This is a genomic window from Silicimonas lutimaris (genome assembly GCF_047314965.1).
Classification (GTDB): domain Bacteria; phylum Pseudomonadota; class Alphaproteobacteria; order Rhodobacterales; family Rhodobacteraceae; genus JAVJUV01.
Map to the genome: position 1 here is coordinate 24,706 of NZ_JBLBVK010000042.1, position 16,397 is coordinate 41,102.

15 protein-coding genes are annotated in these 16,397 nt (G+C 58.3%); 2 read left to right on the forward strand and 13 right to left on the reverse strand.

Annotated elements, in window-relative coordinates:
• Positions 1 to 23: 23 nt before the first annotated feature.
• The gene (locus ACKLNI_RS06980) at positions 24 to 1,667 is read left to right on the forward strand and encodes a tetratricopeptide repeat protein (protein WP_413718338.1); all 1,644 of its coding nucleotides are present in this window, start codon (positions 24 to 26) and stop codon (positions 1,665 to 1,667) included.
• Between the two features lies 1 nt (position 1,668).
• Here ACKLNI_RS06980 and ACKLNI_RS06985 read toward each other — a convergent pair whose 3' ends face one another.
• From ACKLNI_RS06985 to pyrH, 9 genes are all read right to left on the reverse strand, one after another.
• On the reverse strand, positions 1,669 to 2,172 hold the full coding sequence (locus ACKLNI_RS06985; RefSeq protein ID WP_413718339.1) for an OmpH/Skp family outer membrane protein: 504 nt from the start codon (positions 2,170 to 2,172) through the stop codon (positions 1,669 to 1,671).
• Positions 2,173 to 2,197: 25 nt separating this feature from the next.
• Positions 2,198 to 4,474 (reverse strand): outer membrane protein assembly factor BamA, encoded by a 2,277-nt coding sequence (bamA, locus tag ACKLNI_RS06990; RefSeq protein WP_413718340.1) that lies wholly within the window; start codon positions 4,472 to 4,474, stop codon positions 2,198 to 2,200.
• 152 nt (positions 4,475 to 4,626) lie between these two features.
• Positions 4,627 to 4,755, reverse strand: a complete 129-nt coding sequence (locus ACKLNI_RS06995) for a hypothetical protein (RefSeq protein WP_413718341.1) — start codon at positions 4,753 to 4,755, stop codon at positions 4,627 to 4,629.
• Positions 4,756 to 4,879: 124 nt separating this feature from the next.
• Positions 4,880 to 6,217, reverse strand: a complete 1,338-nt coding sequence (gene rseP, locus ACKLNI_RS07000; protein ID WP_413718342.1) for an RIP metalloprotease RseP — start codon at positions 6,215 to 6,217, stop codon at positions 4,880 to 4,882.
• Between the two features lie 6 nt (positions 6,218 to 6,223).
• Positions 6,224 to 7,393 (reverse strand): 1-deoxy-D-xylulose-5-phosphate reductoisomerase, encoded by a 1,170-nt coding sequence (dxr, locus tag ACKLNI_RS07005; RefSeq protein WP_413718343.1) that lies wholly within the window; start codon positions 7,391 to 7,393, stop codon positions 6,224 to 6,226.
• The gene (locus ACKLNI_RS07010) at positions 7,393 to 8,184 is read right to left on the reverse strand and encodes a phosphatidate cytidylyltransferase (RefSeq protein WP_413718344.1); all 792 of its coding nucleotides are present in this window, start codon (positions 8,182 to 8,184) and stop codon (positions 7,393 to 7,395) included. Before ACKLNI_RS07010 ends, dxr begins: the two co-directional genes overlap by 1 nt.
• Positions 8,181 to 8,903: an undecaprenyl pyrophosphate synthase gene (gene uppS / locus ACKLNI_RS07015; protein WP_413718345.1), complete on the reverse strand. Its 723-nt coding sequence runs from the start codon at positions 8,901 to 8,903 to the stop codon at positions 8,181 to 8,183. Before uppS ends, ACKLNI_RS07010 begins: the two co-directional genes overlap by 4 nt.
• Before the next feature lie 43 nt (positions 8,904 to 8,946).
• Positions 8,947 to 9,510 carry a ribosome recycling factor gene (gene frr, locus ACKLNI_RS07020; RefSeq protein WP_413718346.1) on the reverse strand — a complete coding sequence of 188 codons (564 nt, stop codon included), beginning with the start codon at positions 9,508 to 9,510 and terminating at the stop codon, positions 8,947 to 8,949.
• A 194-nt stretch (positions 9,511 to 9,704) separates the two neighbouring features.
• Positions 9,705 to 10,433, reverse strand: a complete 729-nt coding sequence (gene pyrH, locus ACKLNI_RS07025) for a UMP kinase (RefSeq protein ID WP_413718347.1) — start codon at positions 10,431 to 10,433, stop codon at positions 9,705 to 9,707.
• A 139-nt stretch (positions 10,434 to 10,572) separates the two neighbouring features.
• Here pyrH and miaA point away from each other — a divergent pair, with 139 nt between their 5' ends.
• Positions 10,573 to 11,412, forward strand: coding sequence for a tRNA (adenosine(37)-N6)-dimethylallyltransferase MiaA (gene miaA / locus ACKLNI_RS07030; protein WP_413718348.1), 840 nt, complete (start codon positions 10,573 to 10,575; stop codon positions 11,410 to 11,412).
• Positions 11,413 to 11,470: 58 nt separating this feature from the next.
• Here miaA and ACKLNI_RS07035 read toward each other — a convergent pair whose 3' ends face one another.
• The 4 genes from ACKLNI_RS07035 to ACKLNI_RS07050 form a co-directional block, all read right to left on the reverse strand.
• Positions 11,471 to 12,505 (reverse strand): M42 family metallopeptidase, encoded by a 1,035-nt coding sequence (locus ACKLNI_RS07035; protein WP_413718349.1) that lies wholly within the window; start codon positions 12,503 to 12,505, stop codon positions 11,471 to 11,473.
• Between the two features lie 10 nt (positions 12,506 to 12,515).
• The gene (locus tag ACKLNI_RS07040; RefSeq protein WP_413718350.1) at positions 12,516 to 14,300 is read right to left on the reverse strand and encodes an SLC13 family permease; all 1,785 of its coding nucleotides are present in this window, start codon (positions 14,298 to 14,300) and stop codon (positions 12,516 to 12,518) included.
• A 10-nt stretch (positions 14,301 to 14,310) separates the two neighbouring features.
• Complete coding sequence (locus ACKLNI_RS07045) at positions 14,311 to 15,342, reverse strand: DMT family transporter (protein WP_413718351.1); 1,032 nt, start codon at positions 15,340 to 15,342, stop codon at positions 14,311 to 14,313.
• A 227-nt stretch (positions 15,343 to 15,569) separates the two neighbouring features.
• Entirely contained in the window at positions 15,570 to 16,388 is an 819-nt protein-coding gene (locus ACKLNI_RS07050) for a TIGR00282 family metallophosphoesterase (protein ID WP_413718352.1), read from the reverse strand.
• Positions 16,389 to 16,397: the final 9 nt, after the last annotated feature.

Sequence of the window (16,397 nt, forward strand, 5' to 3'; positions counted from 1 at the left end):
CAGCTTGGAACGGGGGTGTACCAATGACAACATTCGATCTGGGGCCGTACGCGCGCGAGATAACCGCCGCATCGTTTGCGGCGAAATCTCACTTTGATCAGGGACTGAACTGGCTGTTCGGCTTCAATCACGAAGCGGCTGCGGAAGAGTTCGAAAAAGCCATCGCAATCGATCCGGATTGCGGATTGGCCTATTGGGGCATCGCTTATGCCATCGGCCCGAACTACAACAAACCCTGGGAGTTTTTCGAACCCGAGGAAAAGGTTGCGACACTGAAGCGGGCTCACGATGCGCTTGCCGCAGCACAGGCTCTTTCCCCAAGTCTCCAACCTGTGGAAAAGGCGCTCATCGAGGCCCTGGCCCACCGGTTTCCCGACGATCCCGAGATCGAGGATTTCGGCCCATGGAATGATGCGTTTTCCGATTCCATGCGCAAAGTCTATGCCGCGCACAAGAACGACCTCGACGTCGTTTCGGTGTTCGCTGAAGCCCTTATGAACAGAACTCCGTGGCTCCTCTGGGATCTGGACACGGGACAACCGGCCGAAGGCGCTTCGACGCTCGAAGCGCAGGCGGCACTTGAAACCGCATTCGACAGCCTTCCCGGAGCCTGGGATCACCCGGGCCTTCTGCATCTCTACATTCACCTTATGGAAATGTCGCCGCATCCGGAAAAGGCGCTGCGCCACGGGGACCGCCTGGTCGATCTTGTCCCGGACAGTGGGCATCTGGTCCACATGGCAACGCATATCGACGTATTGTGTGGCGATTATCAGAATGTCGTCTGGCGCAATCACCGGGCCGCCGAAGTCGATATGAAGTACGAAGCCATAGCGGGTGGGGAAAACTTCTACACGGTGTACCGCATCCACAATGTTCACTTCGAAGCATATGGCGCCATGTTCCTGGGGCAGCCGGAAGTCGCCCTCGAGGCGTCGGAGCGTCTGATCGAGATGCTGCCTGTCAACGTGATCCGCTATCTGCCCGATCTGTTCGAATCCTTTTACGGCAAGAAGATTCACGTGATGGTCCGCTTCGGGATGTGGGAGGAGATCCTCGCAGAACCCATGCCCGAAGATCCGGAACTATACAGCTATACGACAACGGCGATCTGGCAGGCGCGTGTCATTGCACTGGCCAATCTCGGGAGGATCGAGCAGGCCGAAGCGGAACGTGCCTATGCGGTCGCGGCACGTGAGGCCGTTCAGGAAAGCAGGATGGTGTTCAACAATACGGCGGAGGACGTTCTCCTGATCGGCGAGGCCATGATGGATGGAGAACTCGCCTACAAGTCTGGACGGATCGAAGAAGGGCTGGAACACTTGCGCCGTTCGGTCGGGCTCGACGACGCACTTCTTTACGACGAACCGTGGGGCTGGATGCAGCCGACCCGTCATGCCCTCGGCGCGCTCCTGATGGATGCGGGTCAATTCGAACAGGCCGAAGCAGTGTACCGCGCAGACCTCGGCCTCGACGACACCCTCGCCCGCCCTTGTCAGCATCCGAAGAACGTCTGGAGTCTGCACGGGCTGTACGAGTGCCTGGTGCATCGGGGCGAGTTGACCGAGGCGGCGCACGTCAAGCTTCAGCTTGATCAGGCGATCGCGCGTGCAACCGTTCCGATTAGGGCATCGTGCTTCTGTCGTGCAAAGGCACTCGCAGCCTGAGCTATTCGAGCTTCTCGTTCACGAGAGCAATCGCCTCTTCGGTGATATCGATCCGGTCGGCAGACAGGAAAACGTCCCGCCGGTCGATTACGACGACAGCGCCCTTGTCGCGGACGATTTCGGAAATGATTTCGGCAACCTCTCCGAAGAAGTTTTGCCGGGCTTCCTCTCTGGAGCGGTTCAGGAGCCGGGCCTTTTCGTCCTGTTCCGAGCGGATCCTCTCGACACGCGCATCGAACTCGTCTGCCATCGCCCGAAATTCCTCGGGCGCCGTATTTGGTCTCAGCTCCGTCAGTTCCTGTTCACGCGCGATCAGCTCAGCCTCGATCCGCTGGTTTTCTGCGGCAAGAGCCTGCGCGTGCGCCTCGAAATCGGCTTGAGCGCGCGAGCCAAGACGGGTCTCGGCGAACAGCCTGTCCTGGTCGATTACCAGCACCGGAGACTGAATCTCGATCACGGTTTGATCCTGTGCGATCGCCGCATGCGAAAGCATGGCGAATACCATCACAGCGGCAGACCGTCTGAGCAGATCAGAACTGCGTCGAAATCGTGATGTCGAACGTGTTTTCTTCATCGAGCGCGTTCTTTTGAATTGGCTTTGCGAAGTTCAGTCGCAGCGGACCAATCGGCGTGGTCCAGAACACCGAGACACCCACGGACGAGCGCAATTCGAAACCATCGTCTACCGTCACCACGCCTGCCGTATCGTCCAGTCCCCAAAGCGAGCCAAAGTCGGCAAAAACGCCGCCAGAGATCCCGTATTCCTCAGGCAACCCAAGCGGAAAATCTGCCTCGAAACGCAGAGCCGCGTACTTGTTGCCGCCCAGAACATCCGAATTCCCGGCGCCGGTATCCCGCGGGCCTACACCCCGCGAAGAAAAACCGCGAAGCTGGTTGGAAGAGAGGAAGAACCGGTCCGTGACACGTGTTGTTCCGTCCAAAGATGAGATCACGCCACCTTCGAGGATTGCACGGATCGTCACCTCTTCGTTGAAAATGTCGCGCTGGGCAACCGCGCGCGCTGTGGTCTTGATCGCTTCGACGTCACCACCGAGCCCCGAGTATTCCTGACCGAAGCTCAGTCGAATGCCCCTGTTCGGGTTCAAACCGCCCCTCAGAAGGTCAAGCGAGTAGTTGTAGCCGACAGAGCTACGCCACAGGTCGCCTTCCTCCCGGACGAGGATGGGAGACGCGAGGGCTCCATCCACATTGAAGATGTCCTCCTTTGCGATCTCGTAGTAGACGGAAAGACGCGAATTTTCGCCCAGCGGAAAACCAAGGGATGGCGAGAACAAACTGATACGGGTTTCGTAGGTCGCATCATCGAAATCGTTGGTTGCGTGTATGCCTTCAAGGCCAAGCGTAAGGTCGCGCCCAAGGAAAGCTGGTTCACTGAAAGCGACCCGTGATGTGGAATTCTCGTCTCCGGTTTGAATATCCAACGTCAGGGCTTGGCCCCGCCCCAGGAAGTTCCGTTCGGAAAACCCGATAGCAACGGCGAACCCCGTATCGTTGTTGTAGCTGCCGCCAAAGCTCAGGTTGCCGGTCGGCTGCTCCTCGACATCGACATCCACGATAACCTGGTCCTGTGCGGACCCCTCCCGGGTATTCACCTCAGCCTCGCTGAAGAAGCCAAGCGCCCGGATCCGTTCCGCTGCATTCCGGATCTCGCGCGGATTGAACGGATCGCCCTCGACCGTGTCGAACTGGCGCCGGATCACGCGATCGAGCGTCGTCTGGTTTCCTTCGATGTCGATCCGTTCCACAAAGATACGCGGGCCACGGACGAGAGCGAACTCAACATCCAGTTCCAGGTTGCGGCTATCACGGGTAACCCGGGGATCTGCCCGAAGGAAATCGTAGCCCTGCTGTAGGGCAAGTCGCTCTAGTCGCGCGATCTGCTCCTCGATTGCCGACGGGTTCCATGTTTCGCCGCTGCGCAGACGAAGCGCGCGCCGATATTCCTCGATATCCAGCCCTTCGAACTCGCTCGTCACCGAGATTTCGCCGACCTTGAAGGATTGACCCTCACGCACGTTGAACGTCACGAATGTCGCGTCTCGTTCGCGGGACAATTCCGTAGTCACATCCAGAACTTCGAAATCCACATAGCCGCGCGAATTGTAGAAATCGGTCAGCAATTGCCGATCAAATGCGATCCGTTCCGGAACATAGGTGTCCCGCCCCACAAGCGCCCTGAGAAAACCGGCCTGCTTGGTGTCGATCACGCGACGCAGGCGCCTGTCCGAGAACGCCCGGTTGCCCACGAAGCTCACGCGTTCGTTCTCGACCACCCTGCCCTCGGAAATCTCGAAGATCAGATCGACCCGGTTGTCCGACCGCCGAATGATTTTCGGCGTGACTTGTGCAGCAAGGCGCGAGCGCCGGGTATAGGCGTCAGCGATGCGCGCTGCATCCGCCTCGGCAATCGTGGGCGAGAAGACGCGCCTTGGCGCCGAAGTGATTTCGGCCAGCAACTCATCGTCATCCAGGCGACGATTGCCCTCGATGCTGATCTGGTTGATCGTCGGCCGCTCCACGACCTCGACACTCAGTCCGTTTCCAGTTGGCGTAATCTCGACCGTTTCGAAGAACCCGGAAGCCAGGACGCGCTGCAAGGCGTCGTTGATTTCGCCATCTGTCGCGACAGCCCCACGCTCCAGCGCAAGAAGGCTGATGATGGTCGAGTCGGGAATACGGAGGTTCCCGTCGATTGATATGCTGTTCACCTGGACCTGCGCGAATGCGCTTCCTGCGTTCAGCGCCAATGCGGCCGCGCTCGCGAGAAACAAGCCTCGTAGTCCCACGGAAGACTTCCTTACCATCTCACCTGCCCCGTCATTGCTGTTGACGAAAGTGAGTAATGGGATTCTGACAGGCTGTCAAAAGCAGGAAGCCGCCCGAAGGGGCGGCTTCCGAAAAGTCTTTGCCTTCGCCGGGTGCGCAACCCGGCTATCGTTTAGCGAGGCGTGCCGACGTATGCGGCAAAAAAGAGCGCGCCGGACAGGGCGGCAAGGACAATCAAGCGGTCGAAATTCAATTCGAACAGCAATTCCAGTCCCCGGTATCCTCTTTGGATCGTCTGCATCGGTCTTCCCCGGTAAGGAGTTACTTCGCCGACGTTAGGCACGAAATGTGACGGGATTTAGGCACACTCAAGACGAGTTGTAGGCAAGCGTGCCAAAGCCCTCCTTTTAACAATACTGCTTATTTCACGGGCAGAAAAGATCGTTCCCCACGGCGAAAAGCATCAGCGCAAGCATGATCGTCAGGCCACCCGCCATCAGGTAGCGCAACGCCTTGTCGCTCGGCGGACGGCCAGTAGCCCATTCGAAGGCGTGGAAGACCAGATGACCGCCATCGAGAACCGGGATCGGGAAAAGGTTCAGGAAGCCGACAGCGGTGGAAAGAACTGCAATGAACCAAAGGAACGACACCCAGCCCTGGCTGGCGGCCTGCCCCGAAGTTTCGGCGATGCCGATCGGACCCGACAGGTTGCAGGTCGAAATCTTGCCGGCGATCATGTGGTAGAGACCGGACACAGACGATTCCACGATAAAGATCGTCTGGTTCACCCCGTAAAGTAGCGCCTCACCGAGACCCGGAGCCTCGCTCTTCGGTTCGAAGACCAGACCACCGCCGATGCCGATAAGATAGCGCGTTTCGAACCCGCCGTTCGGCAAGGGCAGATCGCGGCGCTCGGGTTGAAGGGTCACGTCCCGCGTTTCGCCGTCGCGCCAGAGGCTCAATGTAACCGCATTGCCGTCGGAAGCACCGACAGCGTCTCTAAGCTGGCCGAAATCGTAAACCGGAACGCCATCGATGGCGGTGACAACATCACCCTCTTCGACACCGCCTTTTTCTGCTGCAGAACCGGGCGTAATGGAGGCGGCAAAGGGAGGATAAAGCCAGGGGCCTTCGATCTCTATCTCCGCCCCATCCCGAAGAACCGTGTAAGGCAGCGTCGGGGACGCCTCCAAGGCGGCGCCAAATTCGCTGAATTCTTCAGTTTTCGGAACGGCTACGCCACGGATTTCCAGCAGAACGTCGCCCGGAAGAAGCGCCTCTGCCTCGACAGGTACGGAACGTGCGGATTCGACGGTAATCGGATCGGTAGCAACACCCCGCGCAAAGAGGAGCGCCGCGAACAAAAGAAAAGACAAAACGAAATTGAAGGCCGGGCCGGCAATGACGGTCGCAGCCCGCGCCCAGAGAGGAGCGCCATGCATGGTCTGGCGTCGTTCCTCTTCCGTCATGGCGCTCAGGACCTCTTCATCGGGCCGGTCAGAGGCCGCACTGGTGTCACCCATGAACTTGACATAGCCACCGAACGGCAAGGCCGCGATCTGCCAGCGCGTTCCGTCCTTTCCGATGCGGCTTGCAATGACTGGGCCGAAGCCGATCGAAAAGACTTCCGCTTTGATCCCCGACCATTTGCCGACGATATAGTGACCGTATTCATGGATGGCCACGATGACAGAAAGCGCCACGACGAAGGCGGCGATCGTCCAAGCGAAACTGCCGAAAGTAGGGATCAGCCCTGCATCCATGCCTATTTACCTCTGACGTTCTTCAATAAATTCATCAGCCCATCTACGAGCCATCTGGTCCGTGTGCCGCACAGAATCAAGTGTAATAGCGGCCTTTCCTAGACCCTCGCCTGACATCTTTTCGATCACATCCGCGACAACTCCAGCCATATCCAGAAAACCGATGCGGCCTCCGATGAAGCCGTCGAGAGCCGCTTCTTTTGCAGCGTTGAATGCGGCTCCGGTCAGGCCGCCCTGTCGCATGACCTCTCGGGCCAGAGCCAGTGCGGGATACCGCGCCTCGTCCGGTGCCTGGAACGTCATAGAACCGATCTCGGCGAAATCCAGTCTTGCCACGGGAAGATCGCGCCGCTCTGGCCAGTGCAGAGCATACCCGATCGCATGTCGCATGTCAGGAGGCCCCACGTGCGCCATCAATGCCCCGTCCCGAAAGCCGACCATCGCGTGGATCAGGCTTTCCGGGTGAATCAACGCTTCGATGCGTTCTGGATCAACGCCAAAAAACTGATGAGTTTCAATAAGCTCCAAAGCTTTGTTAAACAAACTGGCGCTGTCGATCGTGATGCGTTGTCCCATCGCCCAATTCGGATGAGACGAGGCCTGTGCCACCGTCGCTTCCTTCAGTCGCTCGATGGGCCAATCCCGGAAAGCGCCGCCCGAGGCGGTGATGATCACCCGTTCGACGGCATCGATATCTTCGCCAACCAGCCCCTGAAACACGGCCGAGTGCTCACTGTCCACCGGCAGGACACGGGCGCCGTGTGCCTCGGCCGTTTCAAGAAGCAATGGGCCGGCCGTAACAAGGCTTTCCTTGTTTGCCAGTGCCAGAGTGCCGCCATGCTCAAGTGCTTTCAGCCCTGGTGGAAGACCGGCGGCCCCGACAATCGCGGACATCACCCAGTCAACCGGGCGCTCGGCCGCCGCGACCACGGCAGCCTCTCCGGCCGCGGTCTCAATTCCTGTCCCCGCCAAGGCGTCCTTCAGAGCGTCGCCACACTCTTCGAAGGCGGTTACGGCGATTTCAGCTCCAAGGGCCTTGGCCTGTTCCGCAAGTTTCGCGACATTGCGCCCCCCCGTCAAAGCAACGACGGAGTATTCCTCGGGGGAGCGCTGAACCAGATCCACGGTGTTGCATCCGATGGATCCGGTCGAACCGAATATCGATATCCTGCGCATCAGAGGGGAACCGGCGGGAAATCAATGATCTGTTCTACCAGGAGAAGGAACAGCGACGCTCCAAGCATCGCGTCGAACCGGTCGAACATGCCGCCATGTCCGGGCAGGATTGACGACGAATCCTTCACCCCCATGCGCCGTTTCAGAGCGCTCTCCGCGATATCACCAAACTGCCCGGCAATGGCCAAAGCGATGGAAATACCGATTATCTCTCCGCCCGCCATACCTTTCCAGGCATAGACCAAACCGACCAGCGCCGCTCCGATCCAACCTGCAATCGTGCCGGACCATGTCTTCTTGGGGCTGACCTTTGGCCAGAACTTGGGTCCACCGATCGAACGGCCTGCAAAGTAGCCAAGAATGTCTGAGGCGATCACGATCAGCGCCAGCCAGACCATCCAAATGAATCCGAAATCGTCCCGCAGGTGGATCAGGCCGAAACTCGCAACAAGAATGGCCGAAGAGAACAACGCGTAGCTGACGCGATGCCGCTCGAGCCGCGCGATCCCCACGAGAGCCGGCACGAACACCAGAGGCAGCGAGTAGCCGGCCGGCAAAGTCACCAGCAGGAACAACGCCACTGCCGCAAGGCACCCAAGCGCCACGGATGCCGACGCTGCACCCACCATCCGCGCCACTTCCCAGACCATGATCCCGCAGATCACGGCGACGAAAGCGTGAAACGGATGCCCGCCAAGCCACATTGCAAAAAGGCCGATCACGGCGAAAAGGCCGCCGGAAATCAGCCGTGGTCCAAGATCACTCCACTGCCCCACCCCGGCGTGGTTCATCCCGGCACAGCTCCGTACCGCCGCTCACGCTGCGAGAAATCAGCGAGAACGCGCGCGAATTCTTCCCGGGTAAAATCCGGCCAGAGCGTGTCGATGAACTCGTATTCCGAGTAGGCCGACTGCCAGAGAAGGAAGTTGGAAATCCGGGCTTCGCCACTGGTCCGGATCACAAGGTCCGGATCAGGCAGGACATAGGTATCCAGATGCCGCGCAAGTTCCTCCGCGTCCACCTTCTCCGGGTCAACCTTTCCAGCGGCGACGTCGCGGCACAATCGCTTCGCCGCGCGCGTCACCTCGTCCCGACCGCCGTAGTTCAGCGCGACAGTCAGATGAACCCTATCGTTGGCGCAGGTCAGCAGTTCCAACTCGTCCATCAGCGCGACGAGGGTCTCGTCAAGGCGAATACGATCACCGATGAAACGAACACGGACACCTGCTTCGACAAGTTGCTTGGTCTCGCTCATCAGGTAGCGCTTGAAGAGCTTCATCAGCCCCGAAACTTCGGTCTGCGTCCGCTTCCAGTTCTCGGTAGAAAATGCGAATATCGTCAGATACTTGACGCCAAGATCGGGACAAGCCTCAACGATTTCCCTGACGCGCTTTGCGCCAGCATGGTGTCCGAATAGCCGGGGCTTGCCGCGTGCCTGTGCCCAACGGCCGTTGCCGTCCATTATGATCGCGACATGCTCGGGGGCGCCGCCGTTACCTCTTTTGCCCAAATCGGGTCTCCTCGTACTTCAATGCCCACCCCAGTCTAAAGAGTTACACCTGCATGATCTCTTCTTGCTTGGTGTCGAGAGCCGCGTCGATCTTGGAAATTCCCTTGTCGGTCAGTTCCTGAACCGCGGCTTCCCAGAACTTCTGGTCGTCCTCCGACATGCCATCGGATTTTGCCTTCTTGATCTGATCCATCCCATCGCGCCGCACGTTCCGGATCGCGATACGCGCGTTCTCGGCATACTGCCCCGCAACCTTGGTCAGTTCGCGACGGCGTTCTTCGTTCAGTTCGGGGATCGGAAGCATGATGATGGTGCCATTCAGCTGGGGATTGATCCCCAGTCCGCTTTCACGGATGGCCTTCTCGACAACACCAACCAGGGATCTGTCCCAGACGTTGATGGTGACCATCCGCGGTTCGGGAACGTTCACCGTTCCAACCTGGTTGATCGGTGTCGTGGCGCCATATGCCTCGACTGTAATGGGTTCAAGCATCGATGCCGATGCCCGTCCGGTCCGAAGAGACGCGAAATCGGTTCGCAAACTGGCCAAAGCGCCGTCCATTCTGCGCTCAAGATCGTCGAGATCGATTTCGAAATCGTCAGCCATGCCCGTCTCTCGTTTTTCTATGTGGCTAAACCACCTAATTTTTCCTTCTATACCTTCAACAAAAGGCAATTGTATAGAGGACCTGTGGCAAAGCTGTGCAACCGCGCCTCAGCTCGTGTGCAGTTTCGTTGCCGGATGGCTTCACTTGAAGGCTGGAGCGCCGACATCTTCCGGGTTGTTCTGCGGAGCCTACGTCAACCCTTGACGATCGTATAAGTCCCCTCGCCTCGCAGGATACCGCGGAACCCGCCCGGTTCATCCAGCGAAAAGACGATGATCGGCAATTTGTTGTCGCGTGCCAGAGCAATGGCGCTGGCGTCCATCACACCCAGGTGCTGAGCAAGAACATCGTCATAGGTGATGGTGTCATAGCGTTTGGCATCAGGGTACTTCACCGGATCCTTGTCATAGACCCCATCGACCTTGGTGCCCTTGAATATGGCCTGGCACGACATTTCGGATGCGCGTAGCGTGGCCGCCGTGTCCGTGGTGAAATACGGGTTCCCCGTACCAGCGGCAAAAATGCAGACCCGTTTCTTCTCCAGATGCCGCACCGCCCTGCGACGGATATAGGGCTCGGCCACTTCGTCCATGCGAATCGCGCTGATTACACGGGTAAACACGCCAAGCGCCTCCAGTGCGGACTGCATGGCGAGAGCATTCATGACGGTTGCCAGCATGCCCATGTAATCGGCCGTCGTCCGTTCCATCCCCTGAGCCGAACCGGCAAGCCCGCGGAAGATATTCCCACCGCCGATGACCATGCAGATTTCAACGCCAAGGTCATGGACCGATTTCACTTCTTCGGCGATGCGCTGAACGGTCGGGGGATGCAGACCAAACCCCTGGTCGCCCATCAGGGCCTCTCCGGAAATCTTCAGAAGGACACGTTCGTAAGCCGGAGCTGCCTTTTCTTCGCTCATATTCCTGTCCCTCGCATCCTTGTTTTGACCCCGGGCTTTGCACCCGGCGGGAAAATGTCGGAAAAGCCGGAGCAATTCAACGCCGGAAGGACGCAAAATCACCGACTCGCTCGTCCACAGTCTCGACACGACCCGCCCCGTGCTGATCGCAGGTCCGACGGCCAGCGGCAAGTCCGCATTGGCCATGGAAATTGCGACACGTCTTGGTGGTCCGGTTGTGAATGCCGATGCACTTCAGGTTTACGGAGATTGGCGGGTGCTGACAGCACGTCCTTCGACAGCCGACGAGGCCACGCTGCCTCATGCGCTGTACGGTCACATTCCTGGGCATCAGCCCTATTCGGTCGGAGACTGGCTGCGCGAACTTGAACCTTTGCTGGCCGGACCGCCCCCGGTGATCGTGGGTGGCACCGGACTCTACTTCACCGCCCTCACCGAGGGTCTTGCGGATATTCCTTCGACACCTGAAACCATCCGCCTGGAAGCCATTCGCCGGATGACTGACGAAGGCTTAGATGCACTTCTAGCCGAACTCGATCCCGAGACCGCGGCCCGCATTGACCGCCAGAACCCGATGCGTGTTCAAAGGGCTTGGGAGGTGCTTCGCACAACCGGGCGCGGCTTGGCCAGCTGGCAGGAGGAGACGCCTCGCCCGCTCCTGCGGATCGAAGACGCGCAGCCTCTTGTCATGGAAGCCCCAAAGGACTGGCTCAACCCGCGGATCGAGGCGAGGTTCGACATCATGCTTGAGGCGGGCGCTCTGGAAGAAGCGCGGATGAACGAAGGGGCCTGGCACGAAGGCCTGCCCTCAGCGAAGGCGATAGGCGCGGCCGAACTGGTGGCGCATGTGCGCGGAGAGATGAGCCGTGAGGAAGCACGCGAAGCGGCCGTCACGGCCACCCGGCAATATGCCAAACGACAACGCAGCTGGTTCCGATCCCGAATGAAGGCTTGGCGTCAGATAGACGCCAGGTCATGAAAAGCCGGGCAAAACGCAGACGTTTGCCATACGTTTTGCCGACGCTTTGCAGACACCTTTATTTCGACTTGAGATACGCCACGAGAATGTCGCGCGCCGCCTCCAGGTCGCTCTTCTCGATCATCTCCGTGACGGTATGGATGTACCTTGTTCCGACAACGATCCCCACGGCGCGAGCACCGGCTGCCGCCTGCTGGGCGGCCGCGCCGTCCTGACCGCCCGAGCGTAACATCGTGCGCTGAAAGGGTATTTTCTTCTTCTCCGCCAAGGCGGCAATCTCGGCGACCAGGGCCTTGTCGGCAATGAAGCTGCCATCCCTGATATGGAGCCCGAACCCTTTGCCCTGTTCGGTCGTCCGATCCTGCTCCGGAACGCCAGGCGTGTCACAAGCCAGCGTCGTGTCGATTCCAATCCCGATATCCGGTTTCACATGATAAGCCGCCGTCCGCGCCCCCCGCAGCCCGACTTCTTCCTGCGTGGTGAAAACGACATGGATTTCCGCATCGGTCTTTTTCTTTCCGAGTCCGCGCAAGGCTTCGACTCCAAGCCAGCAGGCGATACGGTTGTCCAAAGCCTTGGAAACCACCTTGTCTCCCATCTCTAGAAATGGCTCGTCCATGACCACCATGTCACCAATCTTGACGACATCCTTCGCCTTTGCGCCAAGTCCGGTATCGACAAAGAATTCGTGCGGTTCAGGGATCTTCTTGCGGTCTTCAGCCGACGCGATGTGGACAGGCCGCCCCCCGGGGTTCATGACGGCTTTCAGATCTCCCTGATCCGTGCAGACCAGCACTCGGCGCGAGAACAGGTTGCGCGGATCGAATCCGCCGACAGTCTGCAGATAGAGGAATCCCTTGTCACTGATATGGCTTACAAGAAAACCGATTTCATCCATATGGCACAGGAGCATGATCTTTTCGGGCGACTTGCCTTTGCCTTTGCGAATAGCGTGCAGAGACCCCATCGCATCTTCATGCACGTCATCGGCGAAACCGATGATCTCGGTGCGGATCAATTCGCGAACCCTCTCCTCATGACCGGGAACACCCGGGGTTTCGCAGAGGATTTTCAGAAGTTCGATGTTTTTCATACGTTCCTCGTCAGACTGGCCAAATGATGGGAATGAAGAAACTTGCCGTCAGTGCCAGCAGAATATTCAGCGGCAGACCGACGCGGGTAAAGTCTGTAAATCGATACCCGCCAGGACCATAGACAAGAGTGTTTGTCTGGTAACCGATGGGCGTCGAAAAAGCGGCTGAAGCCGCGAACATCACCGCAACGACCAGCGGACGCGGATCTAACCCCAGGGCCAGCCCCAACTGAATCGCAATGGGCGTCAAGATGACCGCCACGGCGTTATTCGTGACGAGCTCTGTCAGAGTGGACGCCAGCAAATAGATCGACAGAATCACAACAAAAGGCGGCGCGTTCGCAAGCAAGGGTTGCGCGTAGGAAACAATGAGTTCCACCGATCCGGCCGCCTCCAGGCCGGCGCCGACCATCAGCATCGCGAAGATCAGCGCAAGCAGCCTTCCTTCAACCATTGCGAAGGCTTCATCCGCGTCGATACAGCGTGTCAGCAGAATGAGAGCTACCGCAAGAAGCGCCAGGGGCAGAATATCGGCAACGCCCAATGCCGCCAGCCCGACGACCCCCGCCAGAGCCAATATGGCAATCGGGGCCTTCTCTCTTCGAAATGCCTGCTCTGTCGGACGGTTGACTTCCACCAGTTCCATATCCTGCGCCAAGCGATGAATGTCGTCTGAAGCACCTTCCAGAAGCAGCGTGTCGCCGACCCGGACGACGACTTCATCCAATTGCCGGCCGATATTCTGATCCCGACGGTGTACAGCGAGCGGGTAGACCCCGTAGCGGCGCCGAAGTCTCAGCGCGCCAAGCGACCGTCCGACCATCCTGCACCCGGGCGTGATCAGGACTTCCACGGTTTCGGTCGCAACGGAAGATAGCTTGTCCACGGGCCTCAGTTTCGCATCTGTCTGGAACGAAAGGAGCTCGGCAACGTCGGTTCTCAGCATCACCCGGTCGCCTGGTTCCAAGATAACGCTCTTCAAATCGCGACGCAGCGAGGCATCACCTCGGAGAACGTCGACGACCCGCACGCCATCACGTGAGAAAAGATCGACTTCCAAGGGTTTCTGACCGATCAGATGCGAGCCTTCGGGCAACGCTACCTCGGTGAAGTATTTCATCTTTCGCCTGTCGCCGCCTAGCAAACCGCCCATCGACGTCCGTTCGGGCAGAAGGTGGCGGCCAATGAGAACCAGATAAACACCGCCCATAAGAACCTGGATCAGTCCCAAGGGAGCGATTTCCAGAATCGAAAACGGCTCAAGTCCACGCTCGCGGGCCACGCCATCTACCAGCAAGTTCGTCGAGGTTCCGATCAGCGTGATCGTGCCACCGAGAATCGCCGCATACGATAACGGGATCAGAACCTTCGAGGGTGAAATCCCGATCCTCTTTGCAAGCTGGACGAAAATCGGGATCATCAAGACAACGACTGGCGTATTGTTCAGAAAGGCAGAGCCCGCAGCCACCACCGCCAGACTGACGACAAGTGTTGCTGTTGGTGCAGTATCAGCTCGTCTATCGGCCTCGACCGTCAACCATTTTAACGCTCCGGTTCGAACGAGGCCACCCATGACCAGGAACATCGCTGCAATTGTCCAAGGCGCGGAATTTGAAAACACACCCGCAACCCGTTCGAATGGAAGCAGCCCTAGAAGATACATCGCGGCTGCACCACCGATTGCCGTCACCTCGGGCGGATAGGTTTCACGGGCAAACAACACGAGCATCGCAAGAACGACGAGAATGCCGCAAACGGCAAGAATCATCGGGCTTGCACCCATAAATGTCAGCATTTACCGCCTCCTAGCGGGACTTCCTGTCGAGGGTATCCGGCCTGTCAACCGCTGCAAGAGGATCCTCTGCTCGGGGTTGAACGAGGAATACTCCAGTCAAAATCAGAGCCATAGCGCCCCAAATCCACCCTGAATAGCTCTCCTGCAGGATCAGTGTTGCCCAAAGGACCCCGAATCCGGTGACAAGATAACTGACCTGAACGGCAAAAATCGGCCCTGCCGCTCCGACCATCCACACATAGGCCGTATAAACTACAACATGAATCAAGGCTGCCAGTACGATGGCGAGATCGGCGAGAGCCCAAGGAGGACGCGGATCGATGAACTGACCCGAAAAAGCGGCAAGTGGCAACGCGATAAGCGCCCCAGTGACCGATGCACCATATAGGACATCCACTGGCGAAAGCCCGGCTGTGCCCCACTTGGCAACAGCATTGCCCTCCAGCCCGTAGAAAAATGGTGCGACAAGAGCCAGTGGGATGAACGCAACCATCGCTCGTTCAGGCAAAGACGCTTCGGGCGCAACGATAAGGAGTACTCCGGCCAGACCAAGCAAAAGCCCCATCAGGCGCGAGGTCTCGAACTTTTCGTTTCCAAGCGCCATGGCAATCGGGAATGCGAACATCGGAACGAGCGACAGCAGAATGGACACGAGGCCAGAAGGCAAATGACGAATAGCCTCGTAGGACGCAGAATTGGGAAGAACGGTGCCAATGAGTGCGATGAAAACATAGACCCGCATAGCACCTGCATCGAAGCGAAGGCTGGGCCACCGAAACAACAAACGGCGGCGGGTTGGATTCTCTTTAAGACCGCGGACTTCAATACATCGGAAAAGCGCCAAAGAGACCGCGCCGAGCGCCAACTGCCAGAATACAAGTCCGAAATGCCGATATCCCTCTGAAACCGCGATCTTCGACAATGGCTGCGTCATACCCCAGCCCGCGCCCATCACCACAAGTATCAGAAGGAATACTACCGTCCTGCGCTTCATGAAATGCAACTTACCTGCATCGGAACGACGCTGACCTTTTGTCTTCACTCAAGCAAGTCCAAATCGGAGTTGTCTTGGATCAAGGCGACACCCTGAGGTTTCACGTCATCTGGGGAAAATTGAAGAAGGAGAAACAAATGCTTCGCATTCTCGTCTTGCTCTCAATTCCGCTGGTGACCGCAGCGTGCGCAGAGAAAGACAAATATCCACTGTCAGGAGACCAATGCCATGAGGGAGATCCTGTTCAGCAGATGACACCTCCCGACTGCCTGAACCTACCGACCGGGACCGGCACTTTCTAGGCGCCCCCCTTCACGGAACATTTTGACCGTCTGCGCTTTTCCAGTACGGTCGTCGGTCTCGACATAAAGACCTGAAAGTGTTGCCTCATCCATTGCAGGCTGGAAGCGCCCCTTCGACATGCCGGTTATAAACCGACGTAGGGGCTCTTCCTTATCCATGCCAATAACCGAATTATAATCTCCGCACATTCCCGCATCTGTAAGGTAGGCAGTGCCGCCGGATAGGATCATTGCATCGGCGGTCGGCACATGCGTATGCGTTCCGACCACAACGCTTGCACGGCCATCACAAAAATGCCCGATGGCCATCTTCTCGGATGTCGCCTCGCAGTGGATGTCCACAATGCTGGCCTGAACCAGACCACCCATAGGGTGCTTTCGCATCACTTCGTCCAAAGCCGAAAAAGGATCGTCGAAGGGCCGCTTCATGAAGACCTGTCCGAGTGCCTGAACGACAAGTACTTTTCTGCCTGAAGGCGCATCGAAGACGCGCGCGCCCTGCCCCGGAGCGTTCTTCGCGAAGTTCAACGGACGAATAATCCTTGGCTCTTTCTCAATGTGGGCAAGCATTTCGCGCTGATCGAAGGCATGGTCACCCAATGTCAGGACATCCGCGCCAGCCTTGAAGATATCTTGTGCGTGCTCCGGGGTGATCCCAACGCCGGACGTCGCGTTCTCGCCATTGACGACGACGAAGTCCAACTTGAGGCGCGCCCGGATGTCGGGAAGGCGTTCTGTGATAGCACGACGTCCAGCGCGGCCTACGACGTCTCCGAGAAAGAGTAACTTCATTGTTACGCC

Coding starts and splice junctions, on each gene's coding strand:
- ACKLNI_RS06980 (WP_413718338.1), top strand. CDS start 24: ATGACAACATTCGATCTGGGGCCGTACGCGCGCGAGATAACCGCCGCA.
- ACKLNI_RS06985 (WP_413718339.1), bottom strand. CDS start 2,172: ATGGTATTCGCCATGCTTTCGCATGCGGCGATCGCACAGGATCAAACC.
- ACKLNI_RS06995 (WP_413718341.1), bottom strand. CDS start 4,755: ATGCAGACGATCCAAAGAGGATACCGGGGACTGGAATTGCTGTTCGAA.
- rseP (WP_413718342.1), bottom strand. CDS start 6,217: ATGGATGCAGGGCTGATCCCTACTTTCGGCAGTTTCGCTTGGACGATC.
- dxr (WP_413718343.1), bottom strand. CDS start 7,393: ATGCGCAGGATATCGATATTCGGTTCGACCGGATCCATCGGATGCAAC.
- ACKLNI_RS07010 (WP_413718344.1), bottom strand. CDS start 8,184: ATGAACCACGCCGGGGTGGGGCAGTGGAGTGATCTTGGACCACGGCTG.
- frr (WP_413718346.1), bottom strand. CDS start 9,510: ATGGCTGACGATTTCGAAATCGATCTCGACGATCTTGAGCGCAGAATG.
- pyrH (WP_413718347.1), bottom strand. CDS start 10,433: ATGAGCGAAGAAAAGGCAGCTCCGGCTTACGAACGTGTCCTTCTGAAG.
- ACKLNI_RS07035 (WP_413718349.1), bottom strand. CDS start 12,505: ATGAAAAACATCGAACTTCTGAAAATCCTCTGCGAAACCCCGGGTGTT.
- ACKLNI_RS07040 (WP_413718350.1), bottom strand. CDS start 14,300: ATGCTGACATTTATGGGTGCAAGCCCGATGATTCTTGCCGTTTGCGGC.
- ACKLNI_RS07050 (WP_413718352.1), bottom strand. CDS start 16,388: ATGAAGTTACTCTTTCTCGGAGACGTCGTAGGCCGCGCTGGACGTCGT.